Below are 17,479 nucleotides of genomic sequence, written 5' to 3' on the forward strand. Positions count from 1 at the left end.
AGGGACCGGATGCCGAACTCCGACACGCTGGTGTCCATCGTGCTGCCCGTACGCAACGGGGCGGATCGGATCGAGGGCGCGGTCCGCTCGGTGCTCGCCCAGGACCACGAGAACCTCCAGCTGGTGATCTCCGACAACGCCTCCACCGACGGCACCGAGGAGATCTGCCGCGACCTGGCCGCGGGCGACCGCAGGATCCGCTACCGCAGGCACCCGGAGAACGTGGGCCTGTTCGACAACTTCGTCGGCACGGTCGCGCTGACCGAGGGGGCGTACTTCCGCTGGGTGGGCGACGACGACCGGCTGGAACCCGCGTGCGTCTCCCGGTCCCTGCGGGCGTTCGCGGAGGACGACCGGCTCGTGCTGGTCACCACGCAGGTCGCCTACACCGGCCCCGACGGGACGGTCGCCACCGCCCCCCTGGACCGGCCGGGGCTGGGCTCGGACGACCCGGTCGAGCGGTTCACCACGATGCTGCGACTGCTCAACGAGAGCCACCTGCTCGTCGATCCGCTCTACGGTCTGCTCCGGCGCGACCCGACGGCCGGGATCCGCCGCAGGAACATGCTGCGCGAGGACGAGGTGTTCGCGGCGAAGCTGGCGCTGGCCGGGCCGTGGGGGCACGTCCCGGAGGTGCTGGCCCACCGCAACTGGAAGCACGACCCGCTGCCCGCCATCGCCCGCCGCCTGGACGTGCCGCCCTGGCGGGCCCGCTGCTCCACCGTCCTGCAGTGCGCCGAGCTGCTGCGCTGGCTGCGGGAGAGCGACCTCGGCCCGCGGCGCCGCCGTCGCGCCCGCGCGGCCGTACTGGCCATGTACGCGCGCCGCCACCGGCTCACCGCGGCCCGCCGGGGACGCAGGCTCGCCTCGGTCGCGTCCGGCCTTCTCGGCGCCGGGCGGTGACGGACGTCCCCGATCCGCGCGTGTCCCGGCCGACCGGCCGTCCCAGTGACCTCAGTGAGGAGAACCACCGTGACCACCGTTTTCTCCAACAGCGGGGTGGACGACGACACCCGCAGGGAACTGCTCTACGACGGGCAGGTCTTCGTCCACTCGGCGACGCCCGCCACCGGCCTGCTGGCCGCCTTCGCCCGCGAGCTGGTCGCCGAGGCGTTCGGCGGGCGGGACCCGGAGACCGCCCAGTTCGACATGCCGGTCGAGGAGTTCGCCGAGCTGCTCGCGTCGCTCAAGCCGCGCTTCATCCACCACCCCCGGTGCAAGGAACTGCTGCCGGAGATCCTGCGGGAGCTGGGCTGCGACCTGGAGCGGACCTACTTCGACGTGCCCAGGCTGCGCACCTCCACCTCCCACGACTACCTGACCTCGGGCATCTCCTACGCCTTCCACCCGCACCGCGACTGCTGGTACTCGGCCCCGTTCAACCAGGTCAACTGGTGGATCCCGGTCTACGAGGTGGTCCCGGAGAACGTGATGGCCTTCCATCCCCAGTACTTCGGCACCCCGGTGCGCAACGGCAGCGCGCGCTACGACTACGCCGAGTGGAAACGGACCAGCAGGCTCACCGCCGCCCGGCACGTGCGCGGCGACACCAGGGAACAGCCCCGGCCCGAGGAGGAGGTGACGCTCGAACCGCAGGTCCGGGTGGTGCCGGAACCCGGCGGCGTGCTGGTCTTCTCCGGCGCGCAGCTGCACTCCACGGTGCCCAACACCTCGGGCAGGACCCGCTTCAGCATCGACTTCCGCACCGTGCACATCGACGACGTGCGCGCCCGCAGGGGCGCGCGCAACGTGGACGCGGCGTGCACCGGCACCACCCTGCGCGACTTCGTACGCTGCGCCGACCTCGCCTCGATGCCGGAGGAGCTCGCCCTGGAGTACGAGGCGGAGGCCCTGGCCAGGTCCTGACCGGTCTCGGCCGGACCGGGAGCCGGACCGGGAGCCGGGCCGGGAGCCGAGCCGGGAGCGCGTCCCGATCGGGTTCCGAGCGGGTCCCGGGCGCGGCCGGGTGCGGCCGGGTGCGGGTCCCGGCCGCCACCCCGGTGCGATCCCCGTGACGCCACAGCGACGCCACAGTGACAAGGAGTTCGTGTGCCACCACCGATACCCACCCCGTCCCGGCCGTCCGGGCCGTCCGGGCCGTCCGGGCCGTCCTGGACGTCCGGGCCGTCCTGGACGTCCGGGCCGTCCTGGACGTCCGGGCCGTCCTGGACGTCCGGGCCGTCCTGGACGTCCGGGAGAGCGGGGACGTAGTGGAGTTCTGGAAGACCCTCCTCGCCCTCTCCAGACGGAGGCGGGTCGGGTTCCCGCTGCTCGGCCTGGCGCTTCTCGCCGCCGCGGTCACCTTCGCGCTGGTGCCCGTACGCCACGTGTCGAGCGCGTCCATGGTGCTGACCACGCCTCCGGCCGGAGGGACGCTGGACCCGGTCAAGCCGCAGGGGCGCAGCAACCCGCTGCTGCAGTTCAGCGACGGCCTGCGGACCACGGCCGGGATCCTCATCCTGGCCATGAACACCAAGGCGGTCATGGCGGAGCTGGGCGTGACCGAGGACGGCCCCACCGAGGTCGTGATCAACGACGGCCGCAACGACCCCAGCATGATGGGCATCCTGACGAACGGCCCCTTCGTGTACGTGAAGGTCGAGAGCGGTTCCGCCGACACCGTCAGGGTCGTCATGTCCCAGGCGCAGGTGCGCCTGCGGAGCGAGCTGACCCGCAGGCAGGAGGTGCTCGGCGCCCCGGCGTCCACCTTCATCGGGCTCGTCGACGTGGTCCCGCCCGGCCCGCCGGAGACGAACCGGAGCGGCCCCGCGCGGGCGGCGGGCGGCGCGGCGTTCCTGGTCGTGCTCCTCGGTCTCGGCACCGCGTACACCGTGGAGCGCCGCAGGGTGTTCCGGCAGCGCTCGGGCGACGGCCGCGCCGGGGTGCCGCACCCGGCCGCGGGCAGGGCACCGGCGGACCCCGGCGACGCGGCGGGCACCGGCGGCCCGGAGGGTCCGGCCGGACCGGCGGGCGCGCAGGGGACACAGGGGACACGGGGTCAGGGCGGGACGGCGGAACGCGGCGACGGGGACGCCGACGGCCGGGGCGACCGGGAACCGCCCGCCGTCCTGCACCCGGAGCACCCGGAGCACTCGGCGCACCCGGCCGGCCGGGGCGCCGACGACCCGGAGAACGGTGGCCGCGGCGACCGGGAACCGGCCGTCGTCCATCCGGCGCAACCGGCGGGCCGGGGGACGGACGGCGCGGAGAGCGCCAGGGCCATGAGACGGCGCAGGCGCAGGGCGGCGGCGCGACGGGCGGACGGCACCAGGAGCGCGCGGCGCAGACGCTAGACGACCCGGCCACCGGACGGGGAGCCACGGTTCCCGGCCCGGCGGCCCCCATCGGACAAAAGGAAGGAGAGCGCGTGGACTTCTGGGGAACGGTGCTCATCGTGACGCGGCGCTGGTACGTCGCGCTGCCGGCCTTCCTGCTCTCCCTGGCCGCCGCGATCGGCGTCTACGCGACGATCCCGACGCCCTACGTCTCGAACGCGGTGCTCGTGCTGACCATCCCGCCCACCGGCGGGAGCCTGCCGAGCGACCCTGCCCGCCCCAACGGCCTGACCAACCCCCTGCTCAACTTCGACCAGGGCCTGAGCATGTCCGCCTCCATGCTCATCCAGGTCATCGCCACCCCCGAGACGGCACGGGCGCTCGGCGTGGTGCCCGACGGCGAGACCACCTTCACGGTCACCAACGGCGGCACCAACCCCGAGGCGATGGACGGCGGGCCGTTCGTCTACATCGAGGGCAGGAGCACGACCCCGGCCGGGGCGCGGGACATCGTGACGCGCGTCAGGGACCGCGCGAGGATCGAACTGGCCTCCCGGCAGAGACAGCTCGACGCGCCACCGGCGACCTACATCGCGATGAGCGAGATGGTGGCGCCGACCGAGCCGCTTCCCCAGCGCGGAGGCAAGTCCCGCGGGGCCGCCGCGGCACTGCTGCTGGGAGTGCTCGCGAGCCTTGCGTCGGTGTTCTCCCTGGAGAGCTTCCTGGACGCCCGCGCGCGCAGGCGGGGGAGCCGGGGGCCGGCACCGTCCGCACCCGGGCCCGCGGGCCGCCCGGCCGTCCGCGCCGCGCGGGTGAGGGCCCCGTGACCGTGTCCCCCGTCGTGTCCCCTGTCGCGTCCCTCGACCGTCCCGGCCTGCGCGCGGCCGACGGGGCCACCCTCGCGGCCACGTTCGCGGTGGTCCTGATGCTCTCGCCCGCACGGCTGGTCTTCCGGGGGCTGCCGTTCTCGCTCACCCCGGCCGACGCGCTGGGCCTGTTCGCCGCGCTGTGGTGGTTCTGCGCGCACCTCACCGTCACCCTCGGCGCCGCCAAGGGCCCCAGCCTCGTGCGCACCGCGCTGTTCGCGTACGGCGCCGCGATGCTGCTCACCTACGGGTACGCCGGCACCGCCTACCTGCCGCCCGACGAGCTCGACATGGCCGACCACGCCATCGTCCTCGTCGTGGCGACGGTGGGCATCGGGCTGGCCGCGTGCGACGGCGTCCGCGACAGGGAGCGGCTGGACTTCGTCCTGAAGTCCCTGGTGGTCGCCGGGGCGGCCGTCGGGGTCGTCGCGGCGCTGCAGTTCGTGTTCGAGTTCGACCTCACCAAGTACCTGGACTTCCCCGGGTTCCGGTTCACCGCCGAGCTGCCCGCGATCCTGGAGAGGAACACGCTGCGCCGGGTGGCGGCAACCACCGGGCATCCCATCGAGCTCGGCGTGGTCTGCGCGATGATCATGCCTCTCGCGCTGCACTACGCGTTCGGCGCCCGCGACCGGGGCGTCCCCGCCCTGCGGTGGTGGCTGTGCTGCGCGCTGATCGGCGCCGGGCTGATGTTCTCGGTGTCGCGGTCGGCGGTGCTCGGGATCGCCGTGGTCGCCGCGGTGCTGATGGCCGGATGGCCGGCGCGGCGGAGGCTCTGGGCGATGATCGGCGGCGCCGGTTTCCTGGTGGTGACGAAGGTGGCCGTCCCCGGCCTGCTCAGCGTCTTCCTCGGCCTGTTCACCAGCCTGTCGAGCGATTCGAGCATCCGGTACCGGACCCACGACTACGCGGTGGCGGCCACCGAGATCGGGAACCACTTCTGGGTCGGCCGCGGGCTGGGCACCTGGTACGCGCCGAAGCACCTGATCTTCGACAACCAGTACATCCTGTCGCTGGTGGAGACCGGCGTGATCGGCCTGGTCGCGTTCTCCGCGATCTTCCTGGCCGGGATCCGGGCGGCGCTGCGCGCCCGCCACCTCAGCTCCGACCCCGGGGTACGGGACCTGGGCCTGAGCCTGGCGGCCTGCCTGGTCGTGCCCCTCGTCGGGGCCGCCACGTTCGACCTGCGCTCGTTCGCCACCGTGGCCGGGCTGTCGTTCCTGATCATCGGTGTCACCGGCGCGCTGCTGCGCACCACCCGTCGGGCGCGCGCCCCCGCGTCCGTACCGGTGCCCGTACCCACCGGGCGTGCCGGTGACGACTCCGGAGAGCCGGGAGAGCCGGGAGAGGAGGTCAACCGGCCGGACGGCCGAGCAGATCCGCCCAGGAGCCCGCCGCCAGATCGCGTTCGCTGATCGCGGTGACCGGCAGCGGCCAGTGGATGCCGAGATCGGGGTCGTCGTAGCGGACGGCGAGGTCCTCGGCCGGGTCGTGCTCCCGGTCGATCCGGTAGCAGACGTCCGCCTGATCGGTCAGCGCCTGATAGCCGTGCAACAAGCCAGGAGGAACGTAGAGATGAACGAACGCCTCATCGTCGAGGACGACCGACATCCGGCGGCCGAAGGTGGCCGAGTCCGGCCGGGCGTCGACGAGCACGTCGTGCACGGCGCCACGGGCGCACCGGACGAGCTTGGCCTCCCCCCGGCCTCCCCTGCCGTGCAGGGCCCGGATCGTCCCCCGGCGGGACCGCGACTGGCTGTCCTGGATGAAGGCGGCGGGCCGCAACCCGTGGGCTGCGGCGAGCGCGGCGTCGAAGGTGCGGGTGAACAGCCCGCGGTCGTCCCGGTGCGGGGTGGGGACGAACAACAGGACATCGTCGATCTCGGCGCGTTCGACTCTCATGGGCCCATCCTTCCGGTTCCCGGTGCCGCGGACCATGGGCGAGCGGCCTCCGGAACCCGGCAGAACGGCTCCTCGCGGCACGGGTCCGGACAGAACGGTTCCGCGCACGGCGGCTCTCGCTCGGGCGGTGCCCTGGAGAACGGGCCGGCATGGAAGGGGTTCCGCCAGAACGGCTCCTCCCGGCACGACTCCCCGGAGAACGGTTCACAGCCGACCGGGTCCCGCCGGAACGGCTCCGCGTGGAAGGAACCTGGCCGAAACGGCTCCGCGTGCACCGGGTCCCGGCAGAACGGATCCTCGACGGCCGGGCCGTCCGTTCCGACGCCTTCCCCCGTACCCGCGTCCCCGCCCGTCCCCCCGTGCGCACGCGTCCGGATCGGTGCCGTAGAGGTCATGGCCCTCACCGAGGCGGAGCTGCTGGACCGGGTGGCCGACGGATGGCGGAGCGGGCGGGGCGGCGCCATCGTCACCGCGAACGTCGACATCGTCCGCGCCGCCACCCGCGATCCCGCGCTGGCCGCCCTGGTCGGCCGTTCCGAGATCGTGGTCGCCGACGGCATGCCGGTGGTCTGGGCGGCGAGGCTCGCGGGCCTGCCCCTTCCCGGGCGGGTCACCGGGGCCTCGCTCGTCCACTCCCTGACCGGCCGGGCCGCCCGCGAGAACCGCTCGGTCTACCTGCTCGGCGGGGAACCCGGCGTACCCGAGGCCGCGGCGCGAGCCCTGGCCGCGCGCCGTCCCGGCCTGCGGGTGGCGGGCACCTGCTCGCCCCCCTTCGGATTCGACGGGAGTCCCGGGGCGGTGCGCGAGGTGGTCGCCCGCGTACGTGCCGCGGAGCCGGACCTGGTCCTGGTCGGGCTTGGGTTCCCCAGGCAGGAAAGGATCATCGAGGCCCTCCGGGCGGAGTCACCGCGCGCCTGGTACCTCGGCTGCGGGGCCGGCATCCCGATGGCGGCCGGGCGGTTCCGACGGGCACCGGTACCGCTCCAGCGGATGGGGGCGGAGTGGCTGTACCGGCTCGCGCTGGAACCGCGCCGCCTGGCCCGCCGCTACCTGCGCGACGACGCGCCGTTCGCCCTCACCCTCCTCGCGGCCGCCCTGCGCGACCGCCTGACCTCCCGGAGCCGTCGATGACCCCCGAACACCCCGACGGCACCGGCACGGCCGTTCCCGACCGGCCCCCGCTCGCCATAGTGATCGTCACCTACGCGAGCGGCCGGGTCGTCGAGGGGTGCCTGCGCTCGCTGGAGGCGGCACTGGCCGGTGCCGGACCGGCGCGGGTCATCGTGGTGGACAACGCCTCGCCCGACGACACCGTCGAACGGGTACGCGGGGCCGCGCCCTGGGCGGAGGTGGTCGAGACCGGCCGCAACGGCGGTTTCGCCGCCGGCGTGAACGCGGGCGTCGCCGCGGCGGACGGCTGCGACGTGTTCGTGCTCAACCCCGACATCCGGCTCGCGCCCGGTTCGGTGCTCCCGCTCCGGCGGGCGCTGGCCGTACCGGGGACCGGGATCGCGGCCCCCCGCCTCACCTCCGAGATCGGGGAGCTCCACCTCTCCCTGCGCAGGCGCCCCACCGTGACGAGGGCACTGGGGGAGGCACTGCTCGGCGGGCACCGGGCCGGGCGGATCCCGGCACTGGGCGAGCTGGTCGTCGATCCGGCCGCCTACGACGGGCCGCGGACGGCCGACTGGGTGACCGGCGCGGCCTGGCTGGTCTCCCGCGCCTGCCTGGACGCCCTCGGCCCCCTGGACGAGCGCTACTTCCTGTACTCCGAGGAGACCGAGTACATGCTCAGGGCGGGACGGGCCGGGTTCGCGATCCGCTACGAGCCCGAATCCCGCGCCGTGCACCTCGGCGGGGAGCAGTCCGTCTCCAGCCGGCTGTGGGCGATCTCGGCGGCCAACCGGGTCCGGATGCACCGGGAGCTGCACGGCCGGCCGCGCGGGCTGCTGATGCGGCTGGCCGTCGGGCTCAACGAGCTGATCCGGGGGGTCGCCCGGGGCCGCGGGGGAGGGCGGCGGCACCGGGCCGCGCTGCGGGAACTGGTCGTGATGCGCGAGTGGCCGCGCCTGCCCGCCGAACCGAGCTCCGCGGGCTCCGCGGGCTCCGCGGGCTCCCGTGCCCTTCGAGCCGCCCGGCCCTTCCTGACCTCCCGGACCGCCCGTTCCCCCCGCCTCCCCCGGACGGCTCCGGAGAGCCCGTCCCCCCGGACGGCTCCGGAGAGCCTTGAGGCCGGTGACGCGCCGGGTTACATCTGCTTCTCGGCGCAGGACTGGTGGTACCACAACCGGGCGCACTCGGACTTCCAGCTCATGCGCTCGATCGCCGCCCGCCGCAAGGTCCTGGTGGTCAACAGCATCGGGATGCGCATGCCGCTGCCCGGCAGGTCCACCCAGGTGCTGCGGCGCGTCGGGCGCAAGCTGCGCAGCGTCGCGATGCTCGTCCGGCGGCCGTCGCCGGAGCTGCCCGGCTTCCACGTGATGTCCCCGCTGCCCCTGCCCTTCTACGGGTCCCCGGCCGCCCGGCGGGTGAACGCCCTGCTGGTCCGTACCCAGGTGCGGGTCGTGGCGTGGGCGCTGGGACTGCACCGGCCGGTGATCGTGGTGACCATCCCCACGGCGTGGGACGTGGTACGGCCGATGCGCAGGCGGGCGCTGGTCTTCAACCGCTCCGACCGGCACTCCTCGTTCCCCGAGTCCGACCGGAAGACCATCGAGACGCTGGAGCGGGGCCTGCTGGAGGGCGCCGACCACGTGCTCTACGCGAGCCGCGCGCTGATGCGCGAGGAGATCGGAATCACCGGCGACCGGGCGTACTTCCTGGACCACGGGGTGGACGTCGACCACTTCCGCAGGCACCCGGAGAGCGAGTGGCCCGCGGACCTGCGTGCCGTCCCCGGGCCGCGCGTGGGGTTCTTCGGCGCGCTGGACGACTACCTGGTCGACGTCGGCCTGCTCGAACGGCTCGCCGTCGAGCTGCCCGACGTCTCGCTGGTCCTGATCGGCGACGCGACCGTCCCGATGGAACGGCTGACCCGGCATCCGAACGTGCACTGGCTGGGGTTCAGGCCGTACGAGCGGATCCCCGCCTACGGGTCGGGATTCGACGTCGCGATCATGCCGTGGCTGGACACCCCGTGGATCAGGAACTCCAATCCGATCAAGCTCAAGGAGTACCTCGCGCTCGGCCTCCCGGTGGTCAGCACCCCCTTCGAGGAACTCGCCGGGTACGCCGGCCGGGTGAGGATCGCCACCGGCGCGGACCTCTTCGTGGAGGCCGTACGCGCGTCACTGCGCGAGGGGGGCCCGCTACCGGCCGAGGCCCTGCGCGACTCCGTGCTCGGCGCGTCCTGGTCCTCCCGCGCCGGGCGGCTGACGGCCCTCGTCGAACCGCCCACCGGCCCGCCCGTCCGGCCGCCCGCCGAGCCGACGGCCGGACCCCCCGCCGAGCCGACGACCGCGTCGGCACATGAACCCGCGACCGGACCGGTGGCAGAACCGATGACCGAACCCACGACCGAACCCGCGACCGAACCGATGACCGAACCGGTGCCTGAGCCGCTCGCCGGACCGGCGCCGGGCAGGGTCGCCTCATGAGCCCCCGAGAGCCGGGACGGACGCCGGGACGCGGACAGGCGACCCTACGCGGGACCGGACGGTCGCTCCCGGTCCTGGCTGGGGCGGGAGCGGTGACGCTGGCGATGCTCGGCTCCTGCGCGGTCGACGCACCGGCCGGCGGGGTCCGTCCCCCGCCCACCGGTGCCACGGGCACCTCTCCCGGGGGCGCGTCCCCCACGGACGCCCTCCCGCCGGACACCTCCCCCTCACCCGGCGCCCCCTCACCCGGCACCCTCCCGACCGGTACCCCTCCGACCGACGTTCTCCCGACCGGCGGCGGGTCGAAGGGCGGCACGTCGGCCGCCGGGCACGCCTGGTCTGCCGCGGGCCCTCCCGCGACGGCCGCGCGGGTGCCCTGGGAGGGCGGCCCCGCCTACTACGGGCGGTTCGCCGCTCCGGCCGCGGCGGGCTGGACGAGGCCGTCGTTCTTCCCGGTGGGCGTCTGGTTCGAGTCGGTGATCACCCAGGCCGACGTGGACAGGGACAGGGCGGCCGGGATCAACACCTACGTGGAGCTGACCGGCACCTCGAACATGGCGCTGGTACGCAAGAACGGCATGTCGGCGCTGACGAACGTCCCCCTGCCCGGCTACGGGAAGGAGACGGTGGGCTGGCTGCTCGACGACGAGGTCGACATGTGGGCGAAGGCCGGGGACGCGCCGTGGACGGGCAAGCACCCCGGCGAGGGGCCACTGTGCATCCCCGAGAACAAGGGGTGCGGCTTCACCGTGCTGCGCACGCAGAAGAACCGGTTCCCCCGGGGGGACGGGAGGATGCACTACGCCAACTTCGGCAAGGGCGTGATGATGTGGGAGAGGGACGCGGACGCCGCCACGTTCGTCAACTACTTCACCGACGTCGTCTCGTCGGACGTCTACTGGTACACCAGCGCGAGCGTCTGCCTGGACGGCAAGAACTTCCTGTCCCTGCCGGAGTCCCGGTGCCGCCGGGCCGCCAACTACGGCGCCGTCATCGACCGTCAGCGCGAGCTGGACGCGCTGGACGGACGCCTGCAGCCGATCTACGGCTTCGTCGAGGTCGGCTGGCCCGCCGAGAACGACACCCGGGCGATCGAGCCGCAGCAGGTGACGGGAGCGGTGATGAGCTCACTGATCCACGAGGCCCGGGGCATCGTCTACTTCAACCACAACTTCGGCGGGCCGTGCCACTCCCAGCACGTCCTGCGCGAGAAGTGCGGGCAGAAGGTCAGGCCCGCGGTGGCCGAGATCAACCGCAGGATCGCGAAGCTGGCGCCCGTGCTGAACACCCAGTCCTACCGGCACCGCTTCGGCCCCGGCCTCGACACCATGCTGAAACACCACCGGGGCTCGTCCTACGTCTTCGCGATGCCCCGCGCCGCCACCGCCCCCGGCAGGCGCACGTTCACCCTGCCTCGGGGGATGCGGGCCTCACGGGCGGAGGTCCTCTTCGAGAACCGGTCCGTACGGATCGACCGCAAGGGCAGGTTCACCGACTCCTTCGCGGCCGAGCACTCCCACCACGTCTACCGGATCACCCCTTAGCGTGCCCCGCCTGAAACCCGTCACGAGGAGAGAAGGACACCGACCGCACCGTCTCCGCGGCCTTGACCTCGATGCCGATGATCTGGCCGGAGTTGTCTTCGAGCACCGCGTCCACCCCCGGCGGCCCCGATGGATCAGCGGCTCTCGGTGGCCACGCGCAGGCTCAGGGCCACGAGGACCGTGCCGCTGACCGCGTCCAGCCGGCGCCGGATCACCGGGCGGCGGAACCACGCGCCGGCCCGCCCGACCGCGGCCGCCAGCGCCAGGTACAGGACGATCTCGATGGCCACCTGGAGCGCGGCGAGCAGCGCGGTCGTGGCGAACAGCGGCCGGTCGGCCGGTACGAACTGCGGATAGAACGCGATCATGAAGGCGGCGGCCTTCGGGTTGGCCAGCATCACCAGCGCCCCCTCACCGAACGCCTTCCACCAGGCCGGCGCCGACCCGGACGCCGGCTTCCCGGTCTCGACCTCCTCGGCCGCCCCGGTCGCTCCCCGGCTGCTCCACGCCGAGCGCCAGGCCCTGATCCCGAGGTAGAGCAGGAAGCCCGCCCCCACCACGCGCAGGACGAGGAAGGCCACCTCCGAGGCGGCCACCAGGGCGGCGAGCCCGGCTGCGGCGAGCAGCGCCCACAGGTACAGGCCGGCCTCCAGGCCCAGCACCGTGGGCACCGCGCCGGAGAAGCCGCGCAGGGCCGCGCGGCGCAGGATCAGCGCCATCGCCGGACCCGGCGAGGCGGAGATCAGCACCACGGCGAGGACGAAGGCGGGGATGGAGGAGAGGAGGTCCATGAACTTCATCATGGTGACGCACCTGCCACCTGTTCAACGCGTTTTGCGCGGGCGGGTTCACCGGCTCCTTCGGGGTCGGGCACTCGCCCACGAGTGCCCGGTGATCCTCCATGTGGGCACAGATCGGCCCTGGTCGGCCCTTCGGGGCGAGGCGCCGGCCGTGCTTTGCAAGTCACTTCCAACCACGGTTGCGGTGGGTCACAAGTCATGACGGTCGCTTCCAGGCACGGTTGCGGTGGATCGCAAGTCGTGCTCGCCATCATCGCTTCACAGGGCCGCTGAGCGCGGCCCTGTGAAGCCGGAAAGGAGGTGAACGACATGCTGAGAATCGATGACCTTCCCGCCGGCGTCTCCCCGCTCGAGGGCGAGGAACTGGAGGTGGTCGCGGGCATGGAGCCCAACTGGAGCGTCTATGTGTGCACCGCCAGCAAGGGCGGCGACTGCTGGAAGGAATAAGCCGACCCCGATGACCGAGGTTCGGTGAACAACGGGGAGCCCTCGTCGGGCTCCCCGTTGTTGCGACTGCAAGGGACCAGACGAACCGTGTTATTGATCATCAGCAGCCACCGTGACGACTCGGTGCACGCCGTGCTGCCCAAACTGCAGGAGCGCGGCGTGCCGCTGCTGTGGTGGGACGAGGCCGACTATCCCGGGGCCTCCACCCTCACCACCAGCTGTCTCGACGGCCGCTGGTGCCAGACGCTGACCTACCGGGGTGAGACGCACGACCTGTCGAAGGTACGCGCCGTGTGGGACCGGCGCCCCGACCGGCCGGCCGCGACCGAGGTGCCGGAGCCGTCACAGCGCGCCTTCGCCGAGCACACGGCCACGGTCGCGATCGCCGGCGCGTACGACCTCATGGTCGACGCCCGGTGGATGCCCGCGCTGCGGCAGCACGCCGCGGCCGTCGACAACAAGCTGCTGCACCTGCACCGGGCCACCGAGCTCGGTCTGACCGTGGCCGACACGGTGGTGACCAACGATCCGGAGGTCCTGGTGCCGGCGTGGAACCGGGCCGGCGGACGGATGATCACCAAGACGCTCCAGTTCCGCCCGTTCGCACGGGACGGGGAGAACGGTCACCTGTACACCGCGATGGTTCCCAGGCGGCGGCTGACCGGGCGTCACCGGCTCCGCCACGGCCCGGCCATGCTGCAGCCGAACGTGCCCAAGGCGTACGAGCTGCGGGTGACCGTGGTGGGCGAGCGGGTGTTCGCCGCCCGCATCGACTCCCAGGCCTCACGGACGACCACCCTGGACTGGCGGCACTATCACGACGTCACGGTGGGCTACGCGGCCTACGACCTGCCGGGCGACATCAGCGACCGCTGTGTCCGCCTGGTGGCCGGGCTGGGCCTGAGCTTCGGCGCGCTGGACTTCATCGTGACCCCGGACGGCCGGTACGTCTTCCTGGAACTCAACGTCAACGGCCAGTGGGCCTTCGTCGAGCTGCGCACCGGCATGCCCATCAGCGACGCCATCGCCGACTGGCTCGCCGCCGCCGCCGCCCGCCCCGATCTGAAGGATTCCGCCGATGCCCGCTGACCAGAGCACCCGTGACCCGGCAGCCGCCCCCACCACGTCCGCCGCTCCCGCCTCCACCCCTGCTGCCGCGGCCCCCGCTCCCGCCGCCTTCGCCGACGACCTCGCCGGGGCGGTCACGCTCCTGCGGGGGCTGCCGACCGCGCGAGACGCGGTGGGCGAGGCGCGGCGGCGCGTGAGCGACTGGGCCGCCGCGCGGCCGTACCTGCGGGCCCAGCTGGCCGTCGACGAGCCGCACGGGACGACCCGGGTCGGGTACGACCTGCTCCTCGACCACCCCGAGGGCGGCACCGTCGCGGTCTCGACCGAGGTGGACGACGGCATCCCCTGGCTGGTGGACCACTCCACCCACTGGGCGGCGGCCAACATCCTCAGCGTCGACGGGACCGGGCTGTCGATCGCGGCGGCGCTGTCCACCATCCGCGCCCTGGGCGTGCGCGACCGGCAGCTCCACGAGCGGCTCGTGGACCACCGCATCCTGCTCAACGAGCTGGAGAAGACGAACCAGACGCCGACCCCGGCCGAGATGCAGGCGGCCTCAGACGAGTTCCGCCGGCGCCGGGGGCTCACCGGCCGGGCGCAGACGCTGGAGTGGCTGGCCGAGGCCGGCATGTCGCCGGAGGTGTTCGAGACCCACGCCCGTACCCAGGCGCTCATCGCCCGCGTCCGCGACCGTTTCGCCGGCGAACCCGCCCGCCGACACCTGGCCGAACACCCGGAGGACTTCGCGGTACGGCGCGCGGTGTGGGCGACCGGGCCCGACGCCGACGGGCTCGGCGCCCTGCTGGAAGGTCCGGTGGAGGACTTCCCCGCCCGGGCCCTGGCCGCACTCCAACGCCCGGCCGGGCCGTCCGGGCACAGGCTGCGGATGCACGCCGCCACCGCGCTCACCCCAAAGCTGCCCGAGCCCCTGCGGACGGTGGCCGCGGGGGCGGCGACCGGACCGGTTCCGCACGAGGGCGAGTATCTGGCCGGGGCCGTCCACGAGGTCCTTCCGCCCGACCCCGGCGCACCGGAGGTGCTCGACGCCGCGCGGGACGCGGCCTTCCAGGCGTGGCTGGACGAGCGGCGGCGCACGGCGGAGATCCGGTGGTTCTGGCTGTGAGCGCGATCGGGCGGACGAGACGGTGAGGGAGACCAGGCGATTCCAGCAGGTCCGCCAGGCCGAGGAGGTGCGGCGGTGAAACGACGCCGCGTGCCGCTGCGGATGCAACTGGCCCGCAGTGACTGCGGCGCCGCGTGCCTGGCCATGGTGCTCAGCGCGCTGGGCCGCCGCACCGGCCTCGCGGAGGTGCGCGAGCACCTGACCGAGGGCGTGGACGGGGTGAGCCTGCGGGAGATGATCCAGGCCGGGGCCCGTTTCGGGCTGCGGCTGCGGGCCTGCCGCGCTCCCATCGACACCACCGGCGCGCTGCCCGCACCGTTCATCGCCGTGTGGGAGAACAACCACTTCGTCGTCGTCGAACAGGCCGGACCGCGCGGCGCCGTCGTGGTCGATCCCGCGCGGGGACGGCGGCGACTGTCGTGGCAGCAGTTCCAGGACGGGTACTGCGGCAAGGTCCTGCTGGCCGACGCCCCCGACGGGCTCACCCCCGGCGCCCGGCCCCGGCCCTGGCGCGTGCTGCGCCCGCTGCTGGCACCCGCGCTGTCCGACCGGAAGCTCATCGCCGCGGTGCTGGTGGCCTCGCTGACGGTGCAACTGCTCGGGCTGGCCGTGCCGCTCTTCACCAAGCTCGTGGTGGACCGGCCGGTGGCGATGGACGTGACGACGCTGGTGGCCGCCGCGCTGTGCGTCGTGCTCGTGTACGGGCTGACGTCCTGGGTGCGCGCCCGGGTGCTGATCCGGCTGCAGACCTCGGTCGCGGCCGAGGGGATGCGCGCGCTCCTCGGCCACACCCTGTCGCTGCCGTACCGCTTCTTCCAGCGTCATTCCAGCGGCGACCTGCTGACCCGGCTCAGCGGGGTGGCCATGCTGCGCGACCTGCTCACCGAGCAGTCGCTGGCCTTCCTGTTCGACCTGGCCACGGCGGTGACGTACCTGACCCTGCTCATCATCGCCTCCCCCGAGCTCGGGCTCGTGGCGATCGTGGCGGCGGTGCTGCAGGCAGGCGTGGTACTGGCCACCGCCCGTCGCGGCATGCATCTGGCCTTCGCCGCCCTGCACACCAACGCCGTCACCCAGGCCACCATGGTCGACAGCCTGGCCGGCGTCGAGGCGATCAAGGCGTCCGGCGGGGAGGCGGCCGCCGTGGCCCGCTGGCGCAACCACCACGAGGAGGAACTGGCCACCGGGGCGGCCCGGGACCGGCACGTGGCCACCGTCCAGACCGTCACCGCCACCCTGCAGCTCGCCCTCCACCTGGGCCTGCTGGTGACCGTGTTCGCCTCGGCCGCCGGGACGCTGGGCGACCGGCTCGCCCTGGTGTCCCTCGCCATCGCCGCGACCGCGCCGCTCGCGTCGCTCCTGGGCATCGTCTACCAGCTGCAACTGGCCGCGGCGCACCTCGGCCGCATCGCCGACCTGATGGGCACGCCACCGGAGCGCACCGGCGGCGTCCGCCCGGAGAACGGGCTGAGCGGCAGCATCACCGTCACCAAGATCAGCGTCGGCTACGACGCCCGCACGCCGGTCCTGCGCGACCTCTCCCTGCGCATCCCGGCGGGCGCGCGGGTCGCCATCGTCGGCGCGTCGGGATCGGGCAAGACCACCCTGGGCCGTACCCTCATCGGCCTGACCGAGCCGACCGCCGGGCAGGTCCGCTTCGACGACACCCCGCTGCAGGAGATCGACCGGCGGTGGCTGCGGCAGCAGGTGGGCGTGGTCACCCAGCAGCCGCACCTGTTCTCGGGCACCATCGCCGCCAACATCGCGGGCTTCACCGACGTCAGCCGGCAGACGGTCGAGCACGCCGCCCGGCTGGCCGAACTCCACGACGAGATCACGCGTCTTCCGCAGGGCTACGACACCCACATCGGCGAGGGCGGCACGCGCCTGTCCGGCGGCCAGCGCCAGCGCCTGGCGCTGGCCCGCGCCCTGGTCCACCGCCCCCGCATCCTGCTGCTGGACGAGCCCACCGCGTCGCTGGACGCGGTCACCGAGGAACGCATCCGCCGCAACCTGCTCAAGCTCGGTCAGACGCAGATCATCATCGCCCACCGGCTGTCCACGATCCGGGACGCCGACCTGATCGTGGTGCTGCACCGCGGCCAGATCAGCGAGGCCGGCACCCACCGTCAGCTCATGGAGCACGGCGGCCACTACGCCCATCTGGTGAGCAACCAGCAGCGGACGCCCGACCCCGCACCGGTCCTCGCCCCCAGCTGAGAGCCGCCCGGTACGGCGACGACAGGTCGCCGCCGGGTGCCGATGCCCTAGGCCTCGGATCCACCGGGAGGGGGAAGGCGCCAGCGGGCCCAGACGGTCTTTCCGGGGCGGTCGGGCAGGGGGGTGACGCCGTGGTCGTGGGCGAGGGCGCCGACGATGGCCAGGCCACGGCCGTGGACGGCCTCGATGTCGAGCGCGAGACGGCGGACGCGCCCGGATCCCCGGTCGGCGACCCGGACCTCTAGCCCGTCCGCCCCTGCGAGCAGGGTGAGCCTGACCACGGGCTCGCCGTGGACGATCGCGTTGGCGAGCAGCTCACCGGTCACCAGGACGACGTCGTCGGCCAGGTGGCGCAGCGCCCAGGCGGTGAGGGTCTCGCGCACCATGGCGCGGACCTTGGCGACGATCGGCAGGTCGTGCGGCAGGTCCCAGCAGACGGCGCGCGGCTCGTCCGGGGAGCGCTGACCGGCCCCCCGCGGCGTGTCCGCGAACCGCGAGGCGTCCGGGGTCTCAGGCATGGTGGTCCCTCCTCGGGGTGAAGGTGTGCGGTGTCCGGCCTCGCGCGTCGGGTCGCGCCCGTTCACGCGGTCGCTCCCTGCCGGTGGGGGACCCTGCCCGAGGGAGTACGGGCGTCCACG

Annotated in this window: 15 protein-coding genes; 12 read left to right on the plus strand and 3 right to left on the minus strand. The window is 73.6% G+C overall.

The features are described 5' to 3' along the window. Window positions 1-9 precede the first annotated feature (9 nt). From ACIBCT_RS01640 to ACIBCT_RS01660, 5 genes are all read left to right on the plus strand, one after another. A complete protein-coding gene (locus ACIBCT_RS01640) occupies window positions 10-903 on the plus strand; it encodes a glycosyltransferase family 2 protein (RefSeq protein WP_399185460.1) in 894 nt (297 codons plus the stop codon). 69 nt (window positions 904-972) lie between these two features. Next, entirely contained in the window at window positions 973-1,866 is an 894-nt protein-coding gene (locus ACIBCT_RS01645) for a hypothetical protein (protein WP_399185461.1), read from the plus strand. Between the two features lie 167 nt (window positions 1,867-2,033). Continuing rightward, window positions 2,034-3,293 carry a hypothetical protein gene (locus ACIBCT_RS01650; protein ID WP_399185462.1) on the plus strand — a complete coding sequence of 420 codons (1,260 nt, stop codon included), beginning with the start codon at window positions 2,034-2,036 and terminating at the stop codon, window positions 3,291-3,293. Between the two features lie 74 nt (window positions 3,294-3,367). Then, on the plus strand, window positions 3,368-4,102 hold the full coding sequence (locus ACIBCT_RS01655; protein WP_399185463.1) for a hypothetical protein: 735 nt from the start codon (window positions 3,368-3,370) through the stop codon (window positions 4,100-4,102). Next, window positions 4,099-5,556: an O-antigen ligase family protein gene (locus tag ACIBCT_RS01660; protein ID WP_399185465.1), complete on the plus strand. Its 1,458-nt coding sequence runs from the start codon at window positions 4,099-4,101 to the stop codon at window positions 5,554-5,556. The genes ACIBCT_RS01655 and ACIBCT_RS01660 overlap by 4 nt, the downstream gene beginning before the upstream one ends. Here the strand turns inward: ACIBCT_RS01660 and ACIBCT_RS01665 are convergent. Then, complete coding sequence (locus tag ACIBCT_RS01665) at window positions 5,495-6,043, minus strand: dTDP-4-dehydrorhamnose 3,5-epimerase family protein (protein ID WP_399185466.1); 549 nt, start codon at window positions 6,041-6,043, stop codon at window positions 5,495-5,497. The two genes, ACIBCT_RS01660 and ACIBCT_RS01665, sit on opposite strands and share 62 nt — an antisense overlap. A 393-nt stretch (window positions 6,044-6,436) precedes the next feature. Between ACIBCT_RS01665 and ACIBCT_RS01670 the strand changes: the two genes are divergently transcribed. From ACIBCT_RS01670 to ACIBCT_RS01680, 3 genes are all read left to right on the plus strand, one after another. Then, a complete protein-coding gene (locus ACIBCT_RS01670; RefSeq protein ID WP_399185467.1) occupies window positions 6,437-7,174 on the plus strand; it encodes a WecB/TagA/CpsF family glycosyltransferase in 738 nt (245 codons plus the stop codon). Then, entirely contained in the window at window positions 7,171-9,639 is a 2,469-nt protein-coding gene (locus ACIBCT_RS01675) for a glycosyltransferase (protein WP_399185469.1), read from the plus strand. The genes ACIBCT_RS01670 and ACIBCT_RS01675 overlap by 4 nt, the downstream gene beginning before the upstream one ends. 92 nt (window positions 9,640-9,731) lie before the next feature. Then, window positions 9,732-11,183 carry a hypothetical protein gene (locus ACIBCT_RS01680; protein ID WP_399185470.1) on the plus strand — a complete coding sequence of 484 codons (1,452 nt, stop codon included), beginning with the start codon at window positions 9,732-9,734 and terminating at the stop codon, window positions 11,181-11,183. A gap of 134 nt (window positions 11,184-11,317) precedes the next feature. Here ACIBCT_RS01680 and ACIBCT_RS01685 read toward each other — a convergent pair whose 3' ends face one another. Next, window positions 11,318-11,986, minus strand: a complete 669-nt coding sequence (locus ACIBCT_RS01685) for a LysE family translocator (protein WP_399185472.1) — start codon at window positions 11,984-11,986, stop codon at window positions 11,318-11,320. Window positions 11,987-12,292: 306 nt separating this feature from the next. Here ACIBCT_RS01685 and ACIBCT_RS01690 point away from each other — a divergent pair, with 306 nt between their 5' ends. The 4 genes from ACIBCT_RS01690 (at window position 12,293) to ACIBCT_RS01705 (ending at window position 16,841) form a co-directional block, all read left to right on the plus strand. Continuing rightward, window positions 12,293-12,430, plus strand: a complete 138-nt coding sequence (locus ACIBCT_RS01690) for a hypothetical protein (protein WP_399185474.1) — start codon at window positions 12,293-12,295, stop codon at window positions 12,428-12,430. A gap of 87 nt (window positions 12,431-12,517) precedes the next feature. Then, window positions 12,518-13,519: an MvdC/MvdD family ATP grasp protein gene (locus ACIBCT_RS01695; RefSeq protein ID WP_399185475.1), complete on the plus strand. Its 1,002-nt coding sequence runs from the start codon at window positions 12,518-12,520 to the stop codon at window positions 13,517-13,519. After that, window positions 13,509-14,621 carry a TIGR04500 family putative peptide maturation system protein gene (locus ACIBCT_RS01700; RefSeq protein WP_399185476.1) on the plus strand — a complete coding sequence of 371 codons (1,113 nt, stop codon included), beginning with the start codon at window positions 13,509-13,511 and terminating at the stop codon, window positions 14,619-14,621. The genes ACIBCT_RS01695 and ACIBCT_RS01700 overlap by 11 nt, the downstream gene beginning before the upstream one ends. A 75-nt stretch (window positions 14,622-14,696) precedes the next feature. After that, a complete protein-coding gene (locus ACIBCT_RS01705) occupies window positions 14,697-16,841 on the plus strand; it encodes a peptidase domain-containing ABC transporter (protein WP_399185477.1) in 2,145 nt (714 codons plus the stop codon). A gap of 47 nt (window positions 16,842-16,888) precedes the next feature. Here the strand turns inward: ACIBCT_RS01705 and ACIBCT_RS01710 are convergent, their stop codons facing one another. Next, complete coding sequence (locus ACIBCT_RS01710; protein ID WP_399185478.1) at window positions 16,889-17,359, minus strand: ATP-binding protein; 471 nt, start codon at window positions 17,357-17,359, stop codon at window positions 16,889-16,891. Window positions 17,360-17,479: the final 120 nt, after the last annotated feature.

This window comes from Streptosporangium sp. NPDC050855 (assembly GCF_044456585.1).
Classification (GTDB): domain Bacteria; phylum Actinomycetota; class Actinomycetes; order Streptosporangiales; family Streptosporangiaceae; genus Streptosporangium; species Streptosporangium longisporum.

Coding starts and splice junctions, on each gene's coding strand:
- ACIBCT_RS01640 (WP_399185460.1), top strand. CDS start 10: ATGCCGAACTCCGACACGCTGGTGTCCATCGTGCTGCCCGTACGCAAC.
- ACIBCT_RS01665 (WP_399185466.1), bottom strand. CDS start 6,043: ATGAGAGTCGAACGCGCCGAGATCGACGATGTCCTGTTGTTCGTCCCC.
- ACIBCT_RS01670 (WP_399185467.1), top strand. CDS start 6,437: ATGGCCCTCACCGAGGCGGAGCTGCTGGACCGGGTGGCCGACGGATGG.
- ACIBCT_RS01675 (WP_399185469.1), top strand. CDS start 7,171: ATGACCCCCGAACACCCCGACGGCACCGGCACGGCCGTTCCCGACCGG.
- ACIBCT_RS01685 (WP_399185472.1), bottom strand. CDS start 11,986: ATGATGAAGTTCATGGACCTCCTCTCCTCCATCCCCGCCTTCGTCCTC.
- ACIBCT_RS01690 (WP_399185474.1), top strand. CDS start 12,293: ATGCTGAGAATCGATGACCTTCCCGCCGGCGTCTCCCCGCTCGAGGGC.
- ACIBCT_RS01700 (WP_399185476.1), top strand. CDS start 13,509: ATGCCCGCTGACCAGAGCACCCGTGACCCGGCAGCCGCCCCCACCACG.
- ACIBCT_RS01710 (WP_399185478.1), bottom strand. CDS start 17,359: ATGCCTGAGACCCCGGACGCCTCGCGGTTCGCGGACACGCCGCGGGGG.